Below are 16,774 nucleotides of genomic sequence, written 5' to 3'. Positions count from 1 at the left end.
CGATGAGTCGCCAGGTGAATAGAGCAACACGCAAGTCCACCCTGAGTCTGGCGGTGATAGCGAGTGCCTTGGCGATGCAGGAGGCCGGTGCTGCCGGTTTCATCGAGGACAGCAAGGGTTCGATCAATCTCAAGAATTTCTATGTCAACCAGGATACCCGTAACCAGTCTGCTCCCAGATCCGAGGAATGGGGACAGGGTTTCTTCTTCGATTTCAAATCCGGCTTTACCGAAGGCCCGGTTGGTTTCGGGCTTGATGTGCTGGCCATGCATGCCATTCGCCTGGACGGCGGTGGTCGCGCTGGCAAGGCAGGTATCGAGCGTTCGCCTGGAACCATGTTCCCGTTGGAAAGCAACGGCAAGGCGAAAAATGACTTTGGTCGTGTCGGTGTAACCGGCAAGATGCGCTTTTCCAAGACGGTGGTTCAGGTGGGCACCCTGTTGCCCAAGATGCCGATCCTGACTTACAACGATGGACGTCTGTTGCCGCAAATGTTCCAGGGAGGACAGATCACTTCCAAGGAGCTCGACGATTTTACTTTTACGGCAGGCAAGATCGAGCATTCTTACGAGCGTAACTCCAGTGACAGTTATGGGCTATCCATCTCCGGTGCCAATAGCGGCAATCAAGCCCAGTTCAGTAACAAATTCTACTATGGTGGTGTTGACTATAAAGTCACCAAAGACCTCTTGTTGCAGTATTACTATGGCAACCTGCGTGACTTCTACAAGCAACACTTCGTTGGTCTGATCCACAACTGGCAATTGCCAGTGGGTTCATTGAAGACTGACTTGCGCTATTTCAACAGCGACTCCGATGGCAAGAACGAAAGTACTTCCGGGCGTGCCAGAGGCTACGTCAGCAGTGGTTATTGGAGCTCGGGCTCATCCAGCCGCGGCGAGGTTGATAACAATCTGTGGAGCGCCTTGTTCACCTACAGTCTGGGTGGTCACGCCTTAGGTATTGGCTACCAGAGAGTTACTGGTAACAGCGACTTTCCCCACATCTTCCAGGGTAATGGCCGTACGCTGTACCTGATTACCGACTCGCAGATGAACAAATTTACCAGTGCTGGTGAAAATTCCTGGGTGGCCAAGTATGACTACGATTTTGCTGCGATTGGTGTGCCGGGTTTGAAGGCCAGCCTGCAGTATGTCAGCGGTGATGATATCGATGCTGACGGCAGCGACAATAAAGAGTGGGAGCGCAACTTCCGCCTGGACTACGTAATCCAGAGCGGTACGCTCAAAGGGCTCGGTTTCTCCTGGCGAACTGCTGCACTGCGTGGCAACGATAGCCGGGATCAGGACGAGAACCGCCTGATTGCCAGCTACAGCATTCCGCTGTTCTGATTTCGGCAAGGGCAGCAGGGTTACCTTTACCCGATGCCCTGCATACTGCATCCAACATGATGTTCTTGCCCCGCTTTGCGGGGTTTTCGATTTTTGGTAAAGCTGAGGAAAGTGGCAGGTATGCTGCACGATCCCTGGCTCCGGGCATGTGCTACAAGCGCATTTACCATCCTGATTGCCCCCTGTTGGCGAGAGCCAGCGTCTCGGGCTGCAATTGATTCGGCTCCCGGCAGGCCAGGCAGAAAATCATCGATTCAATCAGGGGGTTGAACGCTATAAAGCTCCTTAAAAGGAGCTGAATCCGACTGCTCTGGATGACTTCACACCCTTCAGGCTTGATATATTCAAGGGTATCACTTGTATAATCGCCTGATTTTCCATCTTGATCTGGCCACTCCAAGCTCCCGAAATTGCCTCAGAGTCTCGACTTTCATCTTAGGTTCATTGATGCCCTTGGGCGAGTTCGCCTAATCTGTCTCGATTAAAGATTTGTGCAATTGCAGCAATAGAAAGGAGTTAACGTAAAAATGTCCAACACCCCGAAAATCATCTACACACTCACGGATGAAGCGCCTGCTCTGGCGACTTATTCTCTGCTTCCAATCGTCAAAGCCTTTACGCAATCCGCTGGTATTTCGGTCGAAACTCGTGACATCTCCCTCGCTGGTCGAATCATTGCAAGCTTTCCTGAAGGACTGACCGAAAATCAGAAGATTTCCGATCACCTGGCCGAGCTGGGTGCGCTAGCTACCACTCCCGAAGCCAATATCATCAAGCTACCCAACATCAGTGCCTCGGTTCCGCAGCTCAAAGCCGCTATCAAAGAACTGCAGCAACAGGGCTACAAGGTCCCGGATTATCCGGATGAGCCTAAAAGCGATGCAGAAAAAGATATCAAGACGCGTTATGACAAAATCAAGGGTAGCGCTGTGAACCCTGTTCTGCGCGAAGGTAACTCTGATCGTCGCGCGCCGCTCTCGGTAAAGAACTATGCGAAAAAGCATCCCCATAAAATGGGTGCCTGGGCAGCCGACTCCAAGTCGCATGTCGCTCACATGAGCAACGGTGATTTCTACGGAAGTGAAAAATCGGCCCTGATCGACCAAGATGGTGCAGTAAAGATCGAGCTGGTCGGCAAGGATGGCAAAACCACAGTCCTGAAAGAAAAGACCACGGTCAAGGCAGCTGAAATCATCGATGCATCGGTGATGAGCAAGAAAGCCCTGAGCAGCTTCATCGACGCTGAAATTGCCGATGCCAAGAAAACCGGCGTGCTGCTTTCCGTTCACCTGAAAGCCACCATGATGAAGGTTTCCGACCCCATCATGTTCGGTGTGATCGTCTCCGAGTACTACAAGGACGTGCTGACCAAGCATGCCGATACGCTCAAGCAGGCAGGTCTCGATGTCAAGAATGGTATCGGTGACCTGTACGCGAAGCTGAAAAATCTTCCTGCCGAGAAGCAGGCAGAAATCGAAGCTGACATCAAGGCTGAATATGCCATTCGTCCGCCACTGGCAATGGTGAACTCCGACAAGGGCATCACCAACCTGCACGTGCCGAGCGATGTGATCGTCGATGCCTCGATGCCTGCGATGATTCGTGATTCCGGCAAGATGTGGGGCGCGGACGGCAAGCTGCATGACACCAAGGCAGTTATCCCTGACCGTTGCTACGCTGGTGTCTATCAGGTGGTCATCGAGGACTGTAAAAAGAATGGTGCTTTCGACCCTACTACCATGGGTAGCGTGCCTAACGTCGGCCTCATGGCGCAGAAAGCTGAAGAATACGGCTCGCACGACAAAACCTTCCAGATTCCTGTCGATGGTACTGTGCGTGTAACCGATGGCAGCGGCAAGGTACTGCTTGAGCATGCAGTGGAAGCTGGTGATATCTGGCGCATGTGTCAGGCCAAGGATGCACCAATTCAGGATTGGGTAAAACTTGCGGTCAATCGTGCCCGTGCCTCCAATACTCCAGCGGTGTTTTGGTTGGATCCCGCACGCTCCCACGATGCAGAAGTGATCAAGAAGGTAGAAAAATACCTGAAGGACCACGATACCAGCGGTCTGGACATTCGCATCATGTCTCCGGCCGATGCGACCCGTTTCTCTCTCGATCGTATTCGTGAAGGTAAAGACACCATCTCGGTTACCGGTAACGTTCTTCGCGATTATCTGACCGACCTGTTCCCGATCATGGAACTGGGTACCAGTGCGAAGATGTTGTCTATCGTTCCGCTGATGAGTGGTGGTGGTCTGTTTGAAACCGGAGCTGGCGGCTCGGCACCCAAGCATGTCCAGCAGCTCCTGGAAGAGAATCACCTGCGCTGGGATTCCTTGGGCGAGTTCCTGGCTCTGGCTGCATCCCTTGAGCACCTGGGCACAACCTATAACAACGCAAAAGCCAAGGTGCTGGCCAAAACTCTGGACAAAGCCAACGGTGAGTTCCTCGACAGCGACAAGTCTCCGTCGCGTAAAGTCGGTGAGCTCGATAACCGCGGCAGCCATTTTTACCTGGCTCTCTACTGGGCCCAGGCACTGGCCGAGCAAACCGAAGACAAGGCTCTCCAGAGCCAATTTACCAGCCTTGCAAAAAACCTTGCCGACAACGAAGCAAAAATCGTTAGTGAATTGACTCAGATCCAGGGCAAGCCCGTGGATATCGGTGGCTACTACCATCCGAATACCGATCTGGCCGACAAGGCCATGCGCCCAAGTGCTACCTTGAATACAGCTCTGGCGTCACTGGCCTGAGTGCACATCGAATCAGTGACTTCTCACTGATTTGAGTCGAAAAGAACCCCGGTATCAGCCGGGGTTCTTTTTTATGAAGCGAACCGCTCGGGCTTCATCGGCCATCAGCGATTCGTACTCCGTATAATGAATAACCATTGCCTGGTGAAACCCGGAACATCTCTATGAACTGGCATGCACACGTTACTGTCGCAACTGTAGTGGAGAGCGAAGGCCGTTTTCTGCTAGTGGAAGAGTGTGAGGAAGGGCGCCTGGTTCTGAATCAGCCGGCTGGGCATCTTGAGCAAGGTGAAACACTGATCGAGGCGGCCAAGCGCGAAACCCTGGAAGAAACCGGCTGGAGTGTAGAAATTCAAGGTATTGTCGGGATAGCTCTATACACGGCGCCAGCCAACGGCATTACCTATTACCGCACCACCTTTTATGGTCAGGCTATCGCACATGATCCGGCTCGTGCGCTGGATGAAGGTATCACCCAGGCACTCTGGCTTGCGCCGGATGAAATTCGCCATGAGTCTGCCCGGCTGCGCAGCCATATGGTCATAGGTGTCATTGAGCAATATCTGGCCGGGCACCGCTATCCACTCTCAATGATTCTGGCTTAGCTGAAGGAATTTTTCTTGAACGGCAAACACGTCATTGTCGGCATGTCCGGAGGTGTCGATTCTTCGGTTTCTGCTCTTTTGCTCATGCAGCAGGGTTATCAGGTAGAAGGCCTGTTCATGAAAAACTGGGAAGAAGATGACGGTACTGAATATTGTACGGCCAAGGCCGATCTCGCCGATGCCCAGGCTGTATGCGAGCGGATCGGGATCAAACTGCATACGGCAAATTTTGCCGCAGAGTACTGGGATAATGTGTTCGAGCACTTCCTGGCCGAATACAAGGCAGGACGAACACCGAATCCGGATATCCTCTGCAATAGAGAAATCAAGTTCAAAGCATTCCTGGATTACGCCCTGATGCTTGGCGCCGATCTGATAGCCACAGGGCATTATGTCCGTCGCAGGGATGTTGCAGGTCATAGCGAATTATTGAAAGGCCGCGATCCCAACAAGGATCAAAGTTATTTCCTGCATGCGGTCGGTGGTGAACAGATTGCCCGCACTCTCTTTCCGGTAGGGGAGCTTGAAAAACCCAAGGTCAGAGCAATTGCCGATGAATTCGGTCTAGCCATAGCCAAAAAAAAGGACTCGACCGGAATCTGTTTTATCGGCGAGCGACGTTTCAGCGATTTCCTCAAGCAATATCTGCCAGCCCAACCGGGCAACATCGAAACTACCGAAGGAAAGGTGATCGGCCAGCATCAGGGATTGATGTATCACACGATAGGGCAGCGCCAGGGGTTGGGTATTGGCGGGCTAAAGAATGCAGGTGAGGCTCCCTGGTATGTACTGACCAAGGATCTGCAGCGCAATGTTTTGGTTGTCGGTCAGAGTAACGATCATCCATGGCTATTTTCGCGAGCCTTGCGTGCTTCGGTAATTCATTGGGTCAACCCCGTGGAGTTGGATAAGCCTCGTCGGCTGGCAGCAAAAGTGCGTTACCGCCAGGGCGACCAACCTTGCACGATAAGTAAAACATCCGAAGGCTATATCGTGACCTTCGATGAACCGCAGCGCGCAGTAACCGCAGGTCAATCGGTCGTTCTCTACGATGGCGAAATATGCTTGGGAGGCGGTGTTATAGACAGTGCCATACCTTGGACGACCCTGGAGAATCTGTCATGAGCACTCGGCAAGAACAGTTGATCGCGCTGGGGGCCATATTCCAGGCTGCCGTGCTTGCAGACCAGGTAGCTCGGACAGGGCAGTTACCGGCTGCGCAATTGGGTTGCCTGCTTGGCAGTCTGTTGGTGCGTAACCCGGAAACCACGCAGGAAATATATGGCGGTTCGGATATCCAACTGCAGGAGGGATATCGTGCCCTGGTCGGAGCACTGGAACGTGATGCGAGTACTTTGCAGCGGGAACCTTTGAAGTATGCCTTGGCGATGATCGGCTTGGAGCGGCGCCTGGCCAAGCGGGACGATATGTTGCAACTGATTAGCAAGCGTCTTGACCAGATCCAGCAGCAGGTTGAGCATTTCGGTATCACACACGAAAATGTGATTGCCTCGTTCGGCAGCTTGTATCAGGACACACTCAGCAACTTTCGCCAGCGTATTCAGGTGCATGGCGATATGCGCTACCTGCAGCAATCGGACAAGGCGGCCATGATCCGAGCGTTACTGCTTGCCGGCATACGGGCTGCGCGCTTATGGCGCCAGCTTGGCGGACATCGTTGGCAATTGATCTTCAGTCGAGCCAAGTTGCTCGATACACTTTATCCGTTAATACGCCGGACCGAGTGAAACAACAGGTATCGAGATGCTTGCTCATGTATCCTATGTGCCCTTTTTTATCCCGACTGCCTGAGATTGCCCTATGCAGCTATCTTCACTCACCGCGGTTTCTCCCGTAGATGGCCGCTACGCCGGCAAGACCGCAGCTCTGCGGCCGATCTTCAGTGAATACGGACTGATCCGCTTTCGTGCGATGGTCGAGATACGTTGGCTGCAGCGCTTGGCTTCGCACAGCGGGATTGCCGAAGTTGCTCCTTTTTCCGCCGATGCCAACCGTCTACTCGATACGCTTGCCGAAAATTTCACCGTTACGCACGCAGAACGCATCAAGCAGATCGAACGCACCACCAATCATGATGTGAAGGCAGTGGAGTATCTGCTGAAAGAAGAGGTTGCCAACCTGCCGGAACTGGCCAAGGTCGGCGAATTCATCCACTTCGCCTGCACCAGTGAAGACATCAACAACCTTTCCCATGCACTGATGCTACGCGAGGGGCGCGATAGTGTCCTGCTGCCGCTCATGCAGCAGTTGGCCAATGCCATACGTGCCCTGGCTCACCAATTCGCCGATGTACCCATGCTGTCGCGCACCCATGGCCAACCGGCATCACCCACTACATTGGGTAAAGAATTGGCCAACGTGGTCTATCGACTGGAGCGCCAGATATCCCAGGTTGCCAGCGTTCCTCTGTTGGGCAAGATCAATGGTGCCGTCGGCAATTACAATGCTCATCTGTCCGCTTATCCCCAGGTAGACTGGGAAGCCAATGCCCGGGACTTCATCGAGAAAGACCTCGGTCTGGCCTGGAATCCCTACACGACCCAGATCGAGCCGCATGACTATATTGCCGAGCTGTTCGATGCAATTGCCCGCTTCAATACCATCCTGATCGACTTCGACCGGGATGTGTGGGGCTACATCTCCCTGGGTTATTTCAAGCAGAGAACCGTAGCAGGCGAAATCGGCTCCTCGACCATGCCACACAAGGTCAACCCGATCGATTTCGAAAATTCGGAAGGCAACCTGGGTATCGCCAATGCTCTGTTGCAGCATCTGGCCGCCAAGCTACCCATATCCCGCTGGCAGCGCGACCTGACCGACTCGACCGTCTTGCGTAACCTCGGGGTAGGCTTTGCCCATAGTGTCATTGCCTATGAAGCCACCTTGAAAGGCATCGGTAAGCTGGAGCTGAACGCTCAACGGATTTCCGAGGACCTGGATGCCTGCTGGGAAGTGCTGGCCGAACCGATCCAGACGGTCATGCGCCGCTACGGGGTAGAAAACCCCTATGAAAAACTCAAGGAATTGACCCGCGGAAAAGGTATCGGCCCGGAGGCGCTGCAAACTTTTATCGATAGCTTGTCGATTCCGGACCAAGCCAAGAAGGAATTACATCAGCTTACCCCTGCCAGCTATATCGGTAATGCCGCGGCCCAGGCCAGGCGAATCTGATATCGCCCCTTCGCTATACGCCCGGTAAAGCCGGGCGTTTTTTATTTACATAACCAATTCAGTCAGGGTCTTGTCGATGTCTGAAAAACCGCTTCGGCTTCTCGGTGGTCTCAGTGCCCACCAGTTCATGCGCGATTACTGGCAGAAAAAACCTTTATTGATTCGTCAGGCCATTCCCGGATTCCAAAGTCTCATTTCAGCCGATGAACTGGCGGGTCTTTCTCTGGAAGAGGAAGTTGAATCCCGGCTAGTTATCGAACATGGCGAGCATCCATGGGAGCTTCGTCGTGGACCGTTCGATGAAACTACTTACCAGAAGCTTCCGGAGAGGGACTGGACACTCCTGGTCCAGGCGGTCGATCAATGGGTACCGGAGGTTGCAGAGCTTATTGAAGATTTCCGGTTTCTTCCCAATTGGCGCATCGATGATGTGATGATCAGCTATGCAGCTCCGGGAGGCGGAGTAGGTCCGCATTACGACAACTACGATGTCTTTCTGCTGCAAGCCCAGGGGCGGAGGCGTTGGTGTCTGGGTCAATCCTGCGATAGCGACAGTCCTCTCATCGATCATGGAGATTTGCGCATACTTGCTGAATTCCAGGGAACCGATGAATGGATTCTGGAACCTGGCGATATGCTTTACTTACCCCCCCGTCTTGCCCACTTCGGCACGGCAGAAGACGAATGCATGACCTATTCCCTTGGCTTCAGAGCGCCCAGTGCGGCTGAAGTGCTGACCCACTTCACCGACTTCCTGAGTGAGTTTCTACCTGACGAAGAGCGCTATGGAGACCCGGACCTGATGCCGGTCGACGATCCTTACCAGATTCAGCTGGATTCAATAAAGCGGCTCAAGAACCTGATTGACGAGCATATGGGCGATGAGCGCCTGCTATTGACCTGGTTTGGCCAATTCATGACAGAACCGCGTTACCCGGAACAGGTGGTGGGGTTGGATCTGGAGGAAAGCGAATTCGTCCAGACGCTCAATGACGGTGCGGTACTGACACGCAACTCCTTCTCTCGCATGGCCTGGAGCGAAACAGATATCGGCTTACTGTTGTTTGCCAGCGGGCAGAGCCGCTTACTGCCACTGCATCTGCGCGATTTGCTCAAACTGATCTGCTCTGCAAACGCCCTGCATGCGGAAAACCTGCGCAACTGGCTCAGTGACGAAGATGCCTGCACTTTATTGCTGGAATTGCTGAAACAAGGAAGCCTGGAGTTTGCCGATGAGTGAGATCGAGGTTCGAATTGCCGATTGGTATGGGGACAATATCGATCTGCGTCGTATTCGAGAGGCAGTTTTTATTGCAGAGCAATCGGTCCCGCCCGAATTGGAATGGGATGCCGAAGATGTCGATGCGATCCATTTTCTGGCACTTGAAGACGAATATGCCGTTGGTACTGCGCGTCTGCTGCGTGATGGCCACATAGGCCGGGTTGCGGTGCTGCGCGATTGGCGCGGCATGCAGATAGGCGGTGCACTCATGCGCGCGTCCATCCACAAGGCTGAAAGCATGGGGTTGAAAGAGCTGAAGCTAGCCGCTCAGGTGCAGGCTGTTCCATTCTATGAGCGCCTGGGGTTTCACGTCATAAGTGACGAATTTCTTGAAGCGGGAATCCCCCATGTGGAAATGCTTCGGGTCAGCCGGCCAGAACAGGGCGCTTGAAGTAGCCGGCACAATGACAAACAGGAAATCCATCGCCTAAACGCACGGCTTTTTCCGCTCCAGCAGCTTGTAAGAAAATCGCTGTATTCATGCTCAAGTATAGTGCTGGCTACTTGATTGCGGAGCTTTGTCATGACGATCTCGCGTAGCTTTTTAGCTGTCTTGCTGATGGCTTTCAGCTGGCCTTTGTTCGCTGCAACCGAAGTGCTGAATTTGAATTATCAGTTGGCCGAAGATGTTCTTCCGGTCGCGCAAGCGGTTGTTGGCGATCAGGGGCGCGTGACGGCTTATGGGAACCAATTGATCGTCAATGCTCCCGATGGCGTAATCGAGCAGTTGCGCCAGACATTGGCGCAACTCGACAAGCAACCCAGGCAATTGTTGATCAGTATCGATAGGCAGGATTCTGCCAACGCCAGGAATTCCGGATATCGTGTGGATGGCTTATCCAGCCCCGGGGAGGCCGGTTATCAGCCAGGGTATCCAGGAGAGCGTGATCAGGTGCGCATCATTCGCCGCAATACAAGCAGCCAGGATAGCGGTGTCCAGCAAGTGCAGGCTACGGAAGGCTATCCGGCGCTTATTCAGGTAGGTCAGCGTGTGCCCTTGAATAACACCAGCTCGGATGTTTACGGGCAGTATTACAGCGACACGCAATACCATGATGTCATGCGTGGTTTCTACGCAACGGCAGTCATTACCGGCGATGCGGTGCAGGTCACGCTCAGCAGCCAGAATGATCGGGTTAACCGGAATCACCGAAATGTCCTCGATCTGCAAAACACCGAGACGCGGGTATCAGGCAAGTTGGGCGAGTGGATCGATTTCGCTGGAAACAATGAAAACTCAAGCAATGACCGTAGCGGTATTCTCAATCACTACTCATCCCAAGGCCAGCAAAGCTATTCCTTAAGACTAAAGGTTGATGTTTTGGACTGAACTTTCAGGAGCCACCGAAAGATTTGTAGTGAATTATTTAATTCACTACAAAATCGTTGACGAGCCCTGAACGGCAAAGCATGATGAGCTCACTCCCACCAACAAGGGGGCCTGGCGAAAGGGTTTCCGGAATGTGTTTCAGCCAATCAGCCGACTCATTCCGCGGTTGTACTGCCCACAAGGTAGAACTGACGAGTTGATGGCCGGTACGAATCGTTCAGAAGACGGCAGAAAACGTTCATATCCATGGTTTATAGCCATTTTGCTGCCGGTTTTCTCTGCTTCTGCATACTTGCTGCCTCGACGCTCTGCCGCGTGTTGCTCGCATTGATCAGCGCTACACGTAGGTTCCAGGTTGGAAATTCGGTGCTCAACCAATACTCTCAACTTAGAAGGATTGACCATCCATGTCCGCTTATCAAAACGACATCAAGGCCATTGCTGCTCTCAAGGAAAAAGCCGGTAATAGCTGGGCTGCCATCAACCCGGAATACGCTGCTCGTATGCGCGTTCAGAACCGTTTCCGGACAGGCCTGGATATCGCCAAATACACAGCCGCCATCATGCGCAAGGATATGGCTGAGTACGATGCCGACAGCAGTGTCTACACTCAGTCTCTCGGCTGTTGGCATGGCTTTGTTGGCCAACAGAAGCTTATTTCCATCAAAAAGCATCTGAAAACGACCAACAAGCGTTACCTGTATCTGTCTGGCTGGATGATCGCGGCGCTGCGCTCCGAGTTCGGACCACTACCGGACCAATCCATGCACGAAAAAACGGCGGTGCCTTCCTTGATCGAGGAGCTGTACACCTTCTTGCGCCAGGCCGATGCCCGCGAGTTGGACCTGCTATTCACCGATCTGGACGCGGCTCGCAGTGCCGGTGACAGAACCAGAGAGGCTGAAATCCAAGCCAGGATTGATGATTACGAGACCCACATCGTGCCAATCATCGCCGATATCGATGCAGGATTCGGCAATGCCGAAGCTACCTATCTGCTGGCCAAGAAAATGATCGAGGCGGGCGCCTGCTGTATCCAGATCGAAAACCAGGTTTCCGACGAAAAACAATGCGGCCACCAGGACGGCAAGGTAACTGTTCCGCACGAGGATTTTCTTGCCAAGATCAATGCGGTTCGCTATGCCTTCCTCGAATTGGGTGTAGACGATGGCGTTATCGTCGCTCGGACCGACTCCCTGGGAGCAGGTTTGACCAAGCAGATCGCCGTGACCAAGCAACCTGGCGATCTGGGTGATCAGTACAATGCTTTTTTGGATTGTGAAGAAATCACCACGGCGGAAATGCAAAACGGTGATGTCGTGATCAATCGTAACGGTAAGCTGCTGCGTCCCAAACGTCTGGCTAGCGGACTCTTCCAGTTCCGCACCGGCAGCGGCGAAGATCGCGTAGTGCTGGACTGCATTACCTCTTTGCAGAATGGCGCGGACCTGCTTTGGATCGAAACGGAGAAACCCCACGTTGGCCAGATCGCCAATATGGTCAAACGTATTCGCCAGGCTGTCCCGAATGCCAAGCTGGTTTACAACAACAGCCCGTCATTCAACTGGACGTTGAGCTTCCGCCAACAGGTATTTGACGCCATGGTGGCAGAAGGCAAAGACGTCTCTTCCTATGATCGCGCCAAGCTCATGAGCGTTGAATACGATGAAACGGAATTGGCCAAAGTCGCTGACGGGAAGATCCGTTCCTTCCAGAAAGACGGTTCTCGCGACGCGGGCATCTTCCACCACTTGATTACCTTGCCGACTTACCATACTGCTGCCTTGTCCACCGATAATCTGGCCAAGGGGTATTTCGGCGAAGACGGTATGCTGGCCTACGTCAAGGGTGTTCAGCGCCAGGAGCTTCGCCAGGGCATCGCCTGCGTGAAACACCAGAACATGGCGGGTTCCGATATTGGCGATAACCATAAAGAATACTTTGCTGGCGAGGCGGCTCTCAAGGCCAGCGGCAAGGACAATACGATGAACCAGTTCCACTAGGTCATTTTGTTCCAGGGCATTGCTGATCATTGTGGCGCAATTATCGAGTTTTCAGCAGTTGGTTTGCTCTCTGGATGAGATTTGCAATGCTCTGTGCTGATTGAGATATCGCTCCAGTAGCGACCTTCTTCGGTGAAACCTGCTTGGAAAAGCCATCCTGCTTTGTGGGATGGCTGGTAGTGCCAGTAACGACAGTAACTATTGTCGCTCATTTTAGCGATGGCGCTGCTGCCACCAGCCTTGTGAAGTCTCCAGAGCCTGCTCACGCGGATATCCCAGCCCGCGCAGGCCCAAGGCCATGGTTCCGATTACTGCTAATTCTCCATAGGCGTCTGCCTTGCGGCCGTTCCAGACGGCCAGCAGATGTTGCAGATCCAGCATTTCCGGTTTGACATGGCGTTGCTCCGAAAGCGCTTTCCATTCCTCTGTCCAGGTTTGGCCCCGTTCGGTTCCAAGCAGGAGAGAATCAGTATCCGGGTTGATTTCGATTTCACCGCCTTCTCCTTTGATGACAATGGCGGTATCACCCAGTAGCCGGCTAGCTTCCTGATGAACAGGCTGGTAACCGGGGTGAAAAATGCTTTGCAATGTGCAGCGAGCCGAAAGGGGATTGAGCATCCGGGCCAGGGAGTGGATCGGGGAACGCAAGCCGAACAGCTGCCGCAGTCCGATCATTTCCTGCAGGCGTGGCATCCAGATGCCCAATGAAATGAAAGCGAGATGGTTTTTATCCAGAGCGTTGGCAACCATCTGCCAATCCTGGCAATCCGGTATTTCCAACAGATCGAGTTGCTGCTCCGTATAGATTCTGCCAGCGGTGTGCATTCCACCCCCGTGCAGCAGGATCCGCACCCCGTTCCGGGCAAGGCATTTCGCTGCCAGCAGATACCAGGGTAGATGACGCTTCTTGCCGGCATAGCTTGGCCAGTCCAGGTCCACGGCAATGGACGGAGTCTGGAGGCGTTCGCGGACTGCCTCGGTAAACCCGGCTAATTCCTCGGCACTTTCTTCCTTGTGCCGCAATAGCATCAGAAAAGCGCCAAGCTGGGCTTCTTCGACTTTGCCGTCGAGCAGCATGCCCATTGCTTTGCGTGATTCTTCCTGGGTAAGGCTACGAGCGCCTCGTTTACCTTTACCCAGGATTCTTATGAAACAAGCGAATAGGTGTTCTTCTTGAGTGGTAATTGTCACAGGCAGTTGCTCGGTTTTGGTAACCCTGCCAGTTTGGCTGCCAGCTTGGCCGGGGTCCCCTTGAAAAGACGATTCAGATGCAGGCTGTTTCCCTTGTCCGTGCCGAGTTTCAAGGCAACATATTTGACAAGTGGCCGAGTGGCAGGGGAAAGCTGAAATTCCTGGTAAAACTCGCGTAGCAGCAAAAGAATTTCCCAGTGCTCGGGTTGCAGGATCAATCCTTCTCCTTGAGCAAGCGCCGAGGCGATCGATTCGCTCCAATCATCCAGGCTTTGCAAATAACCTTCCGGGTCAAGCTGGATAAGCTTGCCCTCGACAAGGAGGCTTTTCATAACCAGCTATTGATGCGCAAGTAGTGGCAGGAAAGCTTTACGAACTCTGGGTAGCCTATCGATTTGACCCGAATAGGAAGAGTCTGGGTTAGATCGCGGGCCTGTAGGTCTTCAGTTAACGCAAAGACGGAGATGCTGGCAGCCAGGGATTCCAGTTCTTCACGAAAAGACGTTCCATTGCACAAGGCATAGACCGCATCCCCCATCAATAGCAAGGCATCGTCGCTATCCAGAAGACGAAGACAACTTGCCAGACGGCTATCGGTAAAGGGGGAGTGAGAAACCAGATGCAGGGTAGCCATTAGATCGTTATCACATGGTCATAGCGTTTGATAAGAGCGGTCAACTCATCGTCCTGCATTATTTTGACTGGCAAGCTGAGTGAGTCCGCCGCAATACCTCGTTCGGCAAGGCTGCGGTTTGAAGCATATAGCTCATCTATGCCAAACAATGATAAGGCTTGAAGGTTGGCTGTGAGGTCTTTTTGCTGAATGGAGGAAGGGTGCTGAGGAGAGATGAGTTGAAAAACTCCATCATCCAGGAACAGCAGACCCAACGGCAGCTCGAAAGCACCTCCTGCCAAGACCACGTCCAGAGCCTCACGGGCAGACGTTCCGGACCAGGGAGAATGACGCGTGATAATGAGCATGGAGCGAGCCATCAATGGCCTCCGAAGCAGATCAGGCGGTCAGCCTGTTGGGCTGCCTCATGAAATTGACCTAGCCCGGATAATGACCAGCCTTCACTCAGGTTGGGAGTGGAAGTAGGGCGATTGTGGCGCTGTACTTCTTGCTCGTCCAATATGCCTCGGCGCAATGCTGCAGCAATGCATACCACGCCATCGAGGCGATGCTGCTTGATGAATTCTCGCCATTCATTTGTCAGGTCGCATTCATCCTGCGACATGACAATATTTGCCGATGCGTTGTAAACACCATCTTGATAGAAAAAGATTCTGATAATGTCATGCCCACCGGACAACAGTGCCTCGGAAAATCGCAAGGCACGACGTGACGAAGGGGAGTGCGGTGGAGAGAACAGGGCTATTGCGAATTTCATGACTAATCGTCCTGCCATAGTCTCCATATCATAAGGCAGCAAGTGGTTTTTAGCAGGGCTGTCAGGCTTTCAGTCGCGAACGTCCGTTGATTCGGCCGAAATACGAGGCTTCAAGGTGAGCAAAAAACTCATGATAAGTCTGCAGTAACTGGAACTAGACAGCCCGCTACAAAAAGCGGGCTGTCTGGCGTTTCCCGTATCGATCAGTCGTCGCTGCCAAAGATACCCAGCAGTTGAAGCAGGCTGATGAAGAGGTTGTACAGCGATACATACAGGCCAATGGTCGCCATGATGTAATTGCGCTCACCGCCATGGATGATGGCGCTGGTCTGGAACAGGATGCAGGCAGACGAGAACAATACGAAGCCAGCGCTTATAGCGAGTTGCAATCCATTAATCTGGAAGAAAAGATTAACCAGAACCGCGCCTAGCAGAACGAAAAAGCCCGCCGTGATGAAGCCGCTGAGAAAGCTCATGTCCTTGCGAGTCGTCAGCACGTAAGCCGATAACCCGAAGAAGACCAATGCGGTCATGCCCATGGCTGAAGCAATCAGTTCGCCACCGTTTGCCAAGCCCAGATACATGTTGAGGACCGGGCCAAGGGTATATCCCATGAAGCCGGTCAAGGCAAAAGTGCAAAGCAAGCCCCATCCCGAATCCCGGAGCTTGGCCGTCAGGAAGAATAGGCCATAGAAACCAATCAGTACGACAAAAATATTCGGATAGGCCACTTTCATCTGCATGGCCAGATAAGCTACCAGGCCACTGAAGGCAAGCGTCATGGCCAGCAAGCCATAAGTATTGCGCAGTACCTTACTAACTACCTGCTGTTCGGCTTGCGCATGGTTAAGCTGATATTCATGTTCGTGCATAGCGACACTCCTGATTATGCGAGCTCATAAAACTCAGAACCGTACCTTATCAAAGCTTTCAATAAAATCAGTAAAATCGACTTGCAAGAGTTTGACAGTGTATTTCGATCCTGTACCATGTCGACCGCTTCCGCAAGGAAGCCTAAAGCGCAACATTATGGAAGGGTGGCCGAGTGGTTTAAGGCAGCGGTCTTGAAAACCGCCGATGGGCGACTATCCGTGAGTTCGAATCTCACCCCTTCCGCCATCTCAAGTTGATCGAACAATCGTTTTCCTCTCCTTAATATCGCCTCATTACCTTCGACTTGAATCCATTTCATTATTCGAATGAGTCAATGAGCGGCTTCCAGCTAGTGCTGATTCCCTACCTTCTCCAGGTGTGGACAGATCATCTGTCCAGATTTCTGCAGCCAGTTGAGCGTATCAGGTATCAGACTGAAATGTCGGTAAAGCGGATTCGGCATCGGTCACGCTTCGATCCTGGAAGCTTGAATATTCTGAAAGGATCTGGCTTTAAACCGCATAATCACCTTGGTTTCAGATGTTCCATCGAGACCATGGCAAGCAACAGGGCGCACCAAGTTTATTCTGACAAACGCACTTTGTTGGGTAGTTGCTAAAACTAGTTTTTTGCGAGATATGCAAAGTAAAAAAGTATTTTTACGGATTTTGTTGTTTTAATTACAAAAAATATGAAATTTTATAGTGACTTTTTCTTGTTTCATTGATAGTTTCCAGGCAAAACAAATCCAACGCCGTGGAGCCCGCCATGCATTCTCGCATCATCGAAGTAACCGAGC

At 52.7% G+C, this 16,774-nt stretch carries 16 protein-coding genes and 1 tRNA gene; 11 read left to right on the top strand and 6 right to left on the bottom strand.

What is annotated here, in order from left to right:
• Positions 1-74 precede the first annotated feature (74 nt).
• From FHR87_RS00085 to FHR87_RS00040, 10 genes are all read left to right on the top strand, one after another.
• Positions 75-1,352, top strand: a complete 1,278-nt coding sequence (locus FHR87_RS00085; protein ID WP_246335750.1) for an OprD family porin — start codon at positions 75-77, stop codon at positions 1,350-1,352.
• A 527-nt stretch (positions 1,353-1,879) separates the two neighbouring features.
• On the top strand, positions 1,880-4,108 hold the full coding sequence (locus FHR87_RS00080; protein WP_183164662.1) for an NADP-dependent isocitrate dehydrogenase: 2,229 nt from the start codon (positions 1,880-1,882) through the stop codon (positions 4,106-4,108).
• Positions 4,109-4,272: 164 nt separating this feature from the next.
• Entirely contained in the window at positions 4,273-4,713 is a 441-nt protein-coding gene (locus FHR87_RS00075) for an NUDIX hydrolase (RefSeq protein WP_183164661.1), read from the top strand.
• 15 nt (positions 4,714-4,728) lie between these two features.
• Positions 4,729-5,838, top strand: coding sequence for a tRNA 2-thiouridine(34) synthase MnmA (gene mnmA, locus FHR87_RS00070; RefSeq protein WP_275944054.1), 1,110 nt, complete (start codon positions 4,729-4,731; stop codon positions 5,836-5,838).
• Complete coding sequence (gene hflD / locus FHR87_RS00065) at positions 5,835-6,461, top strand: high frequency lysogenization protein HflD (RefSeq protein WP_183164660.1); 627 nt, start codon at positions 5,835-5,837, stop codon at positions 6,459-6,461. The genes mnmA and hflD overlap by 4 nt, the downstream gene beginning before the upstream one ends.
• A 73-nt stretch (positions 6,462-6,534) precedes the next feature.
• Positions 6,535-7,905, top strand: coding sequence for an adenylosuccinate lyase (purB, locus tag FHR87_RS00060; RefSeq protein ID WP_183164659.1), 1,371 nt, complete (start codon positions 6,535-6,537; stop codon positions 7,903-7,905).
• Between the two features lie 76 nt (positions 7,906-7,981).
• Positions 7,982-9,145, top strand: a complete 1,164-nt coding sequence (locus FHR87_RS00055) for a ribosomal protein uL16 3-hydroxylase (RefSeq protein ID WP_183164658.1) — start codon at positions 7,982-7,984, stop codon at positions 9,143-9,145.
• The gene (locus tag FHR87_RS00050; protein ID WP_183164657.1) at positions 9,138-9,578 is read left to right on the top strand and encodes a GNAT family N-acetyltransferase; all 441 of its coding nucleotides are present in this window, start codon (positions 9,138-9,140) and stop codon (positions 9,576-9,578) included. Before FHR87_RS00055 ends, FHR87_RS00050 begins: the two co-directional genes overlap by 8 nt.
• A gap of 132 nt (positions 9,579-9,710) precedes the next feature.
• On the top strand, positions 9,711-10,517 hold the full coding sequence (locus tag FHR87_RS00045; RefSeq protein WP_183164656.1) for a secretin N-terminal domain-containing protein: 807 nt from the start codon (positions 9,711-9,713) through the stop codon (positions 10,515-10,517).
• Between the two features lie 407 nt (positions 10,518-10,924).
• Positions 10,925-12,520 (top strand): isocitrate lyase, encoded by a 1,596-nt coding sequence (locus FHR87_RS00040; protein WP_183164655.1) that lies wholly within the window; start codon positions 10,925-10,927, stop codon positions 12,518-12,520.
• A gap of 213 nt (positions 12,521-12,733) precedes the next feature.
• On the opposite strand, the gene FHR87_RS00035 is transcribed toward FHR87_RS00040, so the two are convergent.
• The 6 genes from FHR87_RS00035 to FHR87_RS00010 all read right to left on the bottom strand — a co-directional run bounded on the left by FHR87_RS00035 (position 12,734) and on the right by FHR87_RS00010 (position 15,974).
• Entirely contained in the window at positions 12,734-13,711 is a 978-nt protein-coding gene (locus FHR87_RS00035) for a glycosyl transferase family protein (RefSeq protein WP_183164654.1), read from the bottom strand.
• Complete coding sequence (locus tag FHR87_RS00030) at positions 13,708-14,043, bottom strand: TusE/DsrC/DsvC family sulfur relay protein (RefSeq protein WP_183164653.1); 336 nt, start codon at positions 14,041-14,043, stop codon at positions 13,708-13,710. Before FHR87_RS00030 ends, FHR87_RS00035 begins: the two co-directional genes overlap by 4 nt.
• Entirely contained in the window at positions 14,040-14,345 is a 306-nt protein-coding gene (gene tusB, locus FHR87_RS00025; protein ID WP_183164652.1) for a sulfurtransferase complex subunit TusB, read from the bottom strand. The genes FHR87_RS00030 and tusB overlap by 4 nt, the downstream gene beginning before the upstream one ends.
• On the bottom strand, positions 14,345-14,704 hold the full coding sequence (tusC, locus tag FHR87_RS00020; protein WP_183164651.1) for a sulfurtransferase complex subunit TusC: 360 nt from the start codon (positions 14,702-14,704) through the stop codon (positions 14,345-14,347). Before tusC ends, tusB begins: the two co-directional genes overlap by 1 nt.
• Entirely contained in the window at positions 14,704-15,102 is a 399-nt protein-coding gene (gene tusD / locus FHR87_RS00015) for a sulfurtransferase complex subunit TusD (protein ID WP_183165097.1), read from the bottom strand. The genes tusC and tusD overlap by 1 nt, the downstream gene beginning before the upstream one ends.
• A gap of 203 nt (positions 15,103-15,305) precedes the next feature.
• Complete coding sequence (locus tag FHR87_RS00010) at positions 15,306-15,974, bottom strand: Bax inhibitor-1/YccA family protein (RefSeq protein WP_183164650.1); 669 nt, start codon at positions 15,972-15,974, stop codon at positions 15,306-15,308.
• 159 nt (positions 15,975-16,133) lie between these two features.
• Here FHR87_RS00010 and FHR87_RS00005 point away from each other — a divergent pair.
• Positions 16,134-16,221 (top strand) — tRNA-Ser (locus FHR87_RS00005).
• Positions 16,222-16,774 lie beyond the last annotated feature (553 nt).

Origin of the sequence: Azomonas macrocytogenes (assembly GCF_014191985.1) — a bacterium.
Classification (GTDB): domain Bacteria; phylum Pseudomonadota; class Gammaproteobacteria; order Pseudomonadales; family Pseudomonadaceae; genus Azomonas; species Azomonas macrocytogenes.
The sequence above is the reverse complement of the archived record's forward strand: the minus strand, read 5'-3'. Positions and strand labels throughout refer to the sequence as shown.

Excerpts from the sequence above, each read along its gene's own strand:
- FHR87_RS00085 (WP_246335750.1), top strand. The coding sequence starts at position 75 with ATGCAGGAGGCCGGTGCTGCCGGTTTCATCGAGGACAGCAAGGGTTCG.
- FHR87_RS00080 (WP_183164662.1), top strand. The coding sequence starts at position 1,880 with ATGTCCAACACCCCGAAAATCATCTACACACTCACGGATGAAGCGCCT.
- FHR87_RS00075 (WP_183164661.1), top strand. The coding sequence starts at position 4,273 with ATGAACTGGCATGCACACGTTACTGTCGCAACTGTAGTGGAGAGCGAA.
- hflD (WP_183164660.1), top strand. The coding sequence starts at position 5,835 with ATGAGCACTCGGCAAGAACAGTTGATCGCGCTGGGGGCCATATTCCAG.
- purB (WP_183164659.1), top strand. The coding sequence starts at position 6,535 with ATGCAGCTATCTTCACTCACCGCGGTTTCTCCCGTAGATGGCCGCTAC.
- FHR87_RS00055 (WP_183164658.1), top strand. The coding sequence starts at position 7,982 with ATGTCTGAAAAACCGCTTCGGCTTCTCGGTGGTCTCAGTGCCCACCAG.
- FHR87_RS00050 (WP_183164657.1), top strand. The coding sequence starts at position 9,138 with ATGAGTGAGATCGAGGTTCGAATTGCCGATTGGTATGGGGACAATATC.
- FHR87_RS00045 (WP_183164656.1), top strand. The coding sequence starts at position 9,711 with ATGACGATCTCGCGTAGCTTTTTAGCTGTCTTGCTGATGGCTTTCAGC.
- FHR87_RS00040 (WP_183164655.1), top strand. The coding sequence starts at position 10,925 with ATGTCCGCTTATCAAAACGACATCAAGGCCATTGCTGCTCTCAAGGAA.
- FHR87_RS00030 (WP_183164653.1), bottom strand. The coding sequence starts at position 14,043 with ATGAAAAGCCTCCTTGTCGAGGGCAAGCTTATCCAGCTTGACCCGGAA.
- tusB (WP_183164652.1), bottom strand. The coding sequence starts at position 14,345 with ATGGCTACCCTGCATCTGGTTTCTCACTCCCCCTTTACCGATAGCCGT.
- tusC (WP_183164651.1), bottom strand. The coding sequence starts at position 14,704 with ATGGCTCGCTCCATGCTCATTATCACGCGTCATTCTCCCTGGTCCGGA.
- tusD (WP_183165097.1), bottom strand. The coding sequence starts at position 15,102 with ATGAAATTCGCAATAGCCCTGTTCTCTCCACCGCACTCCCCTTCGTCA.
- FHR87_RS00010 (WP_183164650.1), bottom strand. The coding sequence starts at position 15,974 with ATGCACGAACATGAATATCAGCTTAACCATGCGCAAGCCGAACAGCAG.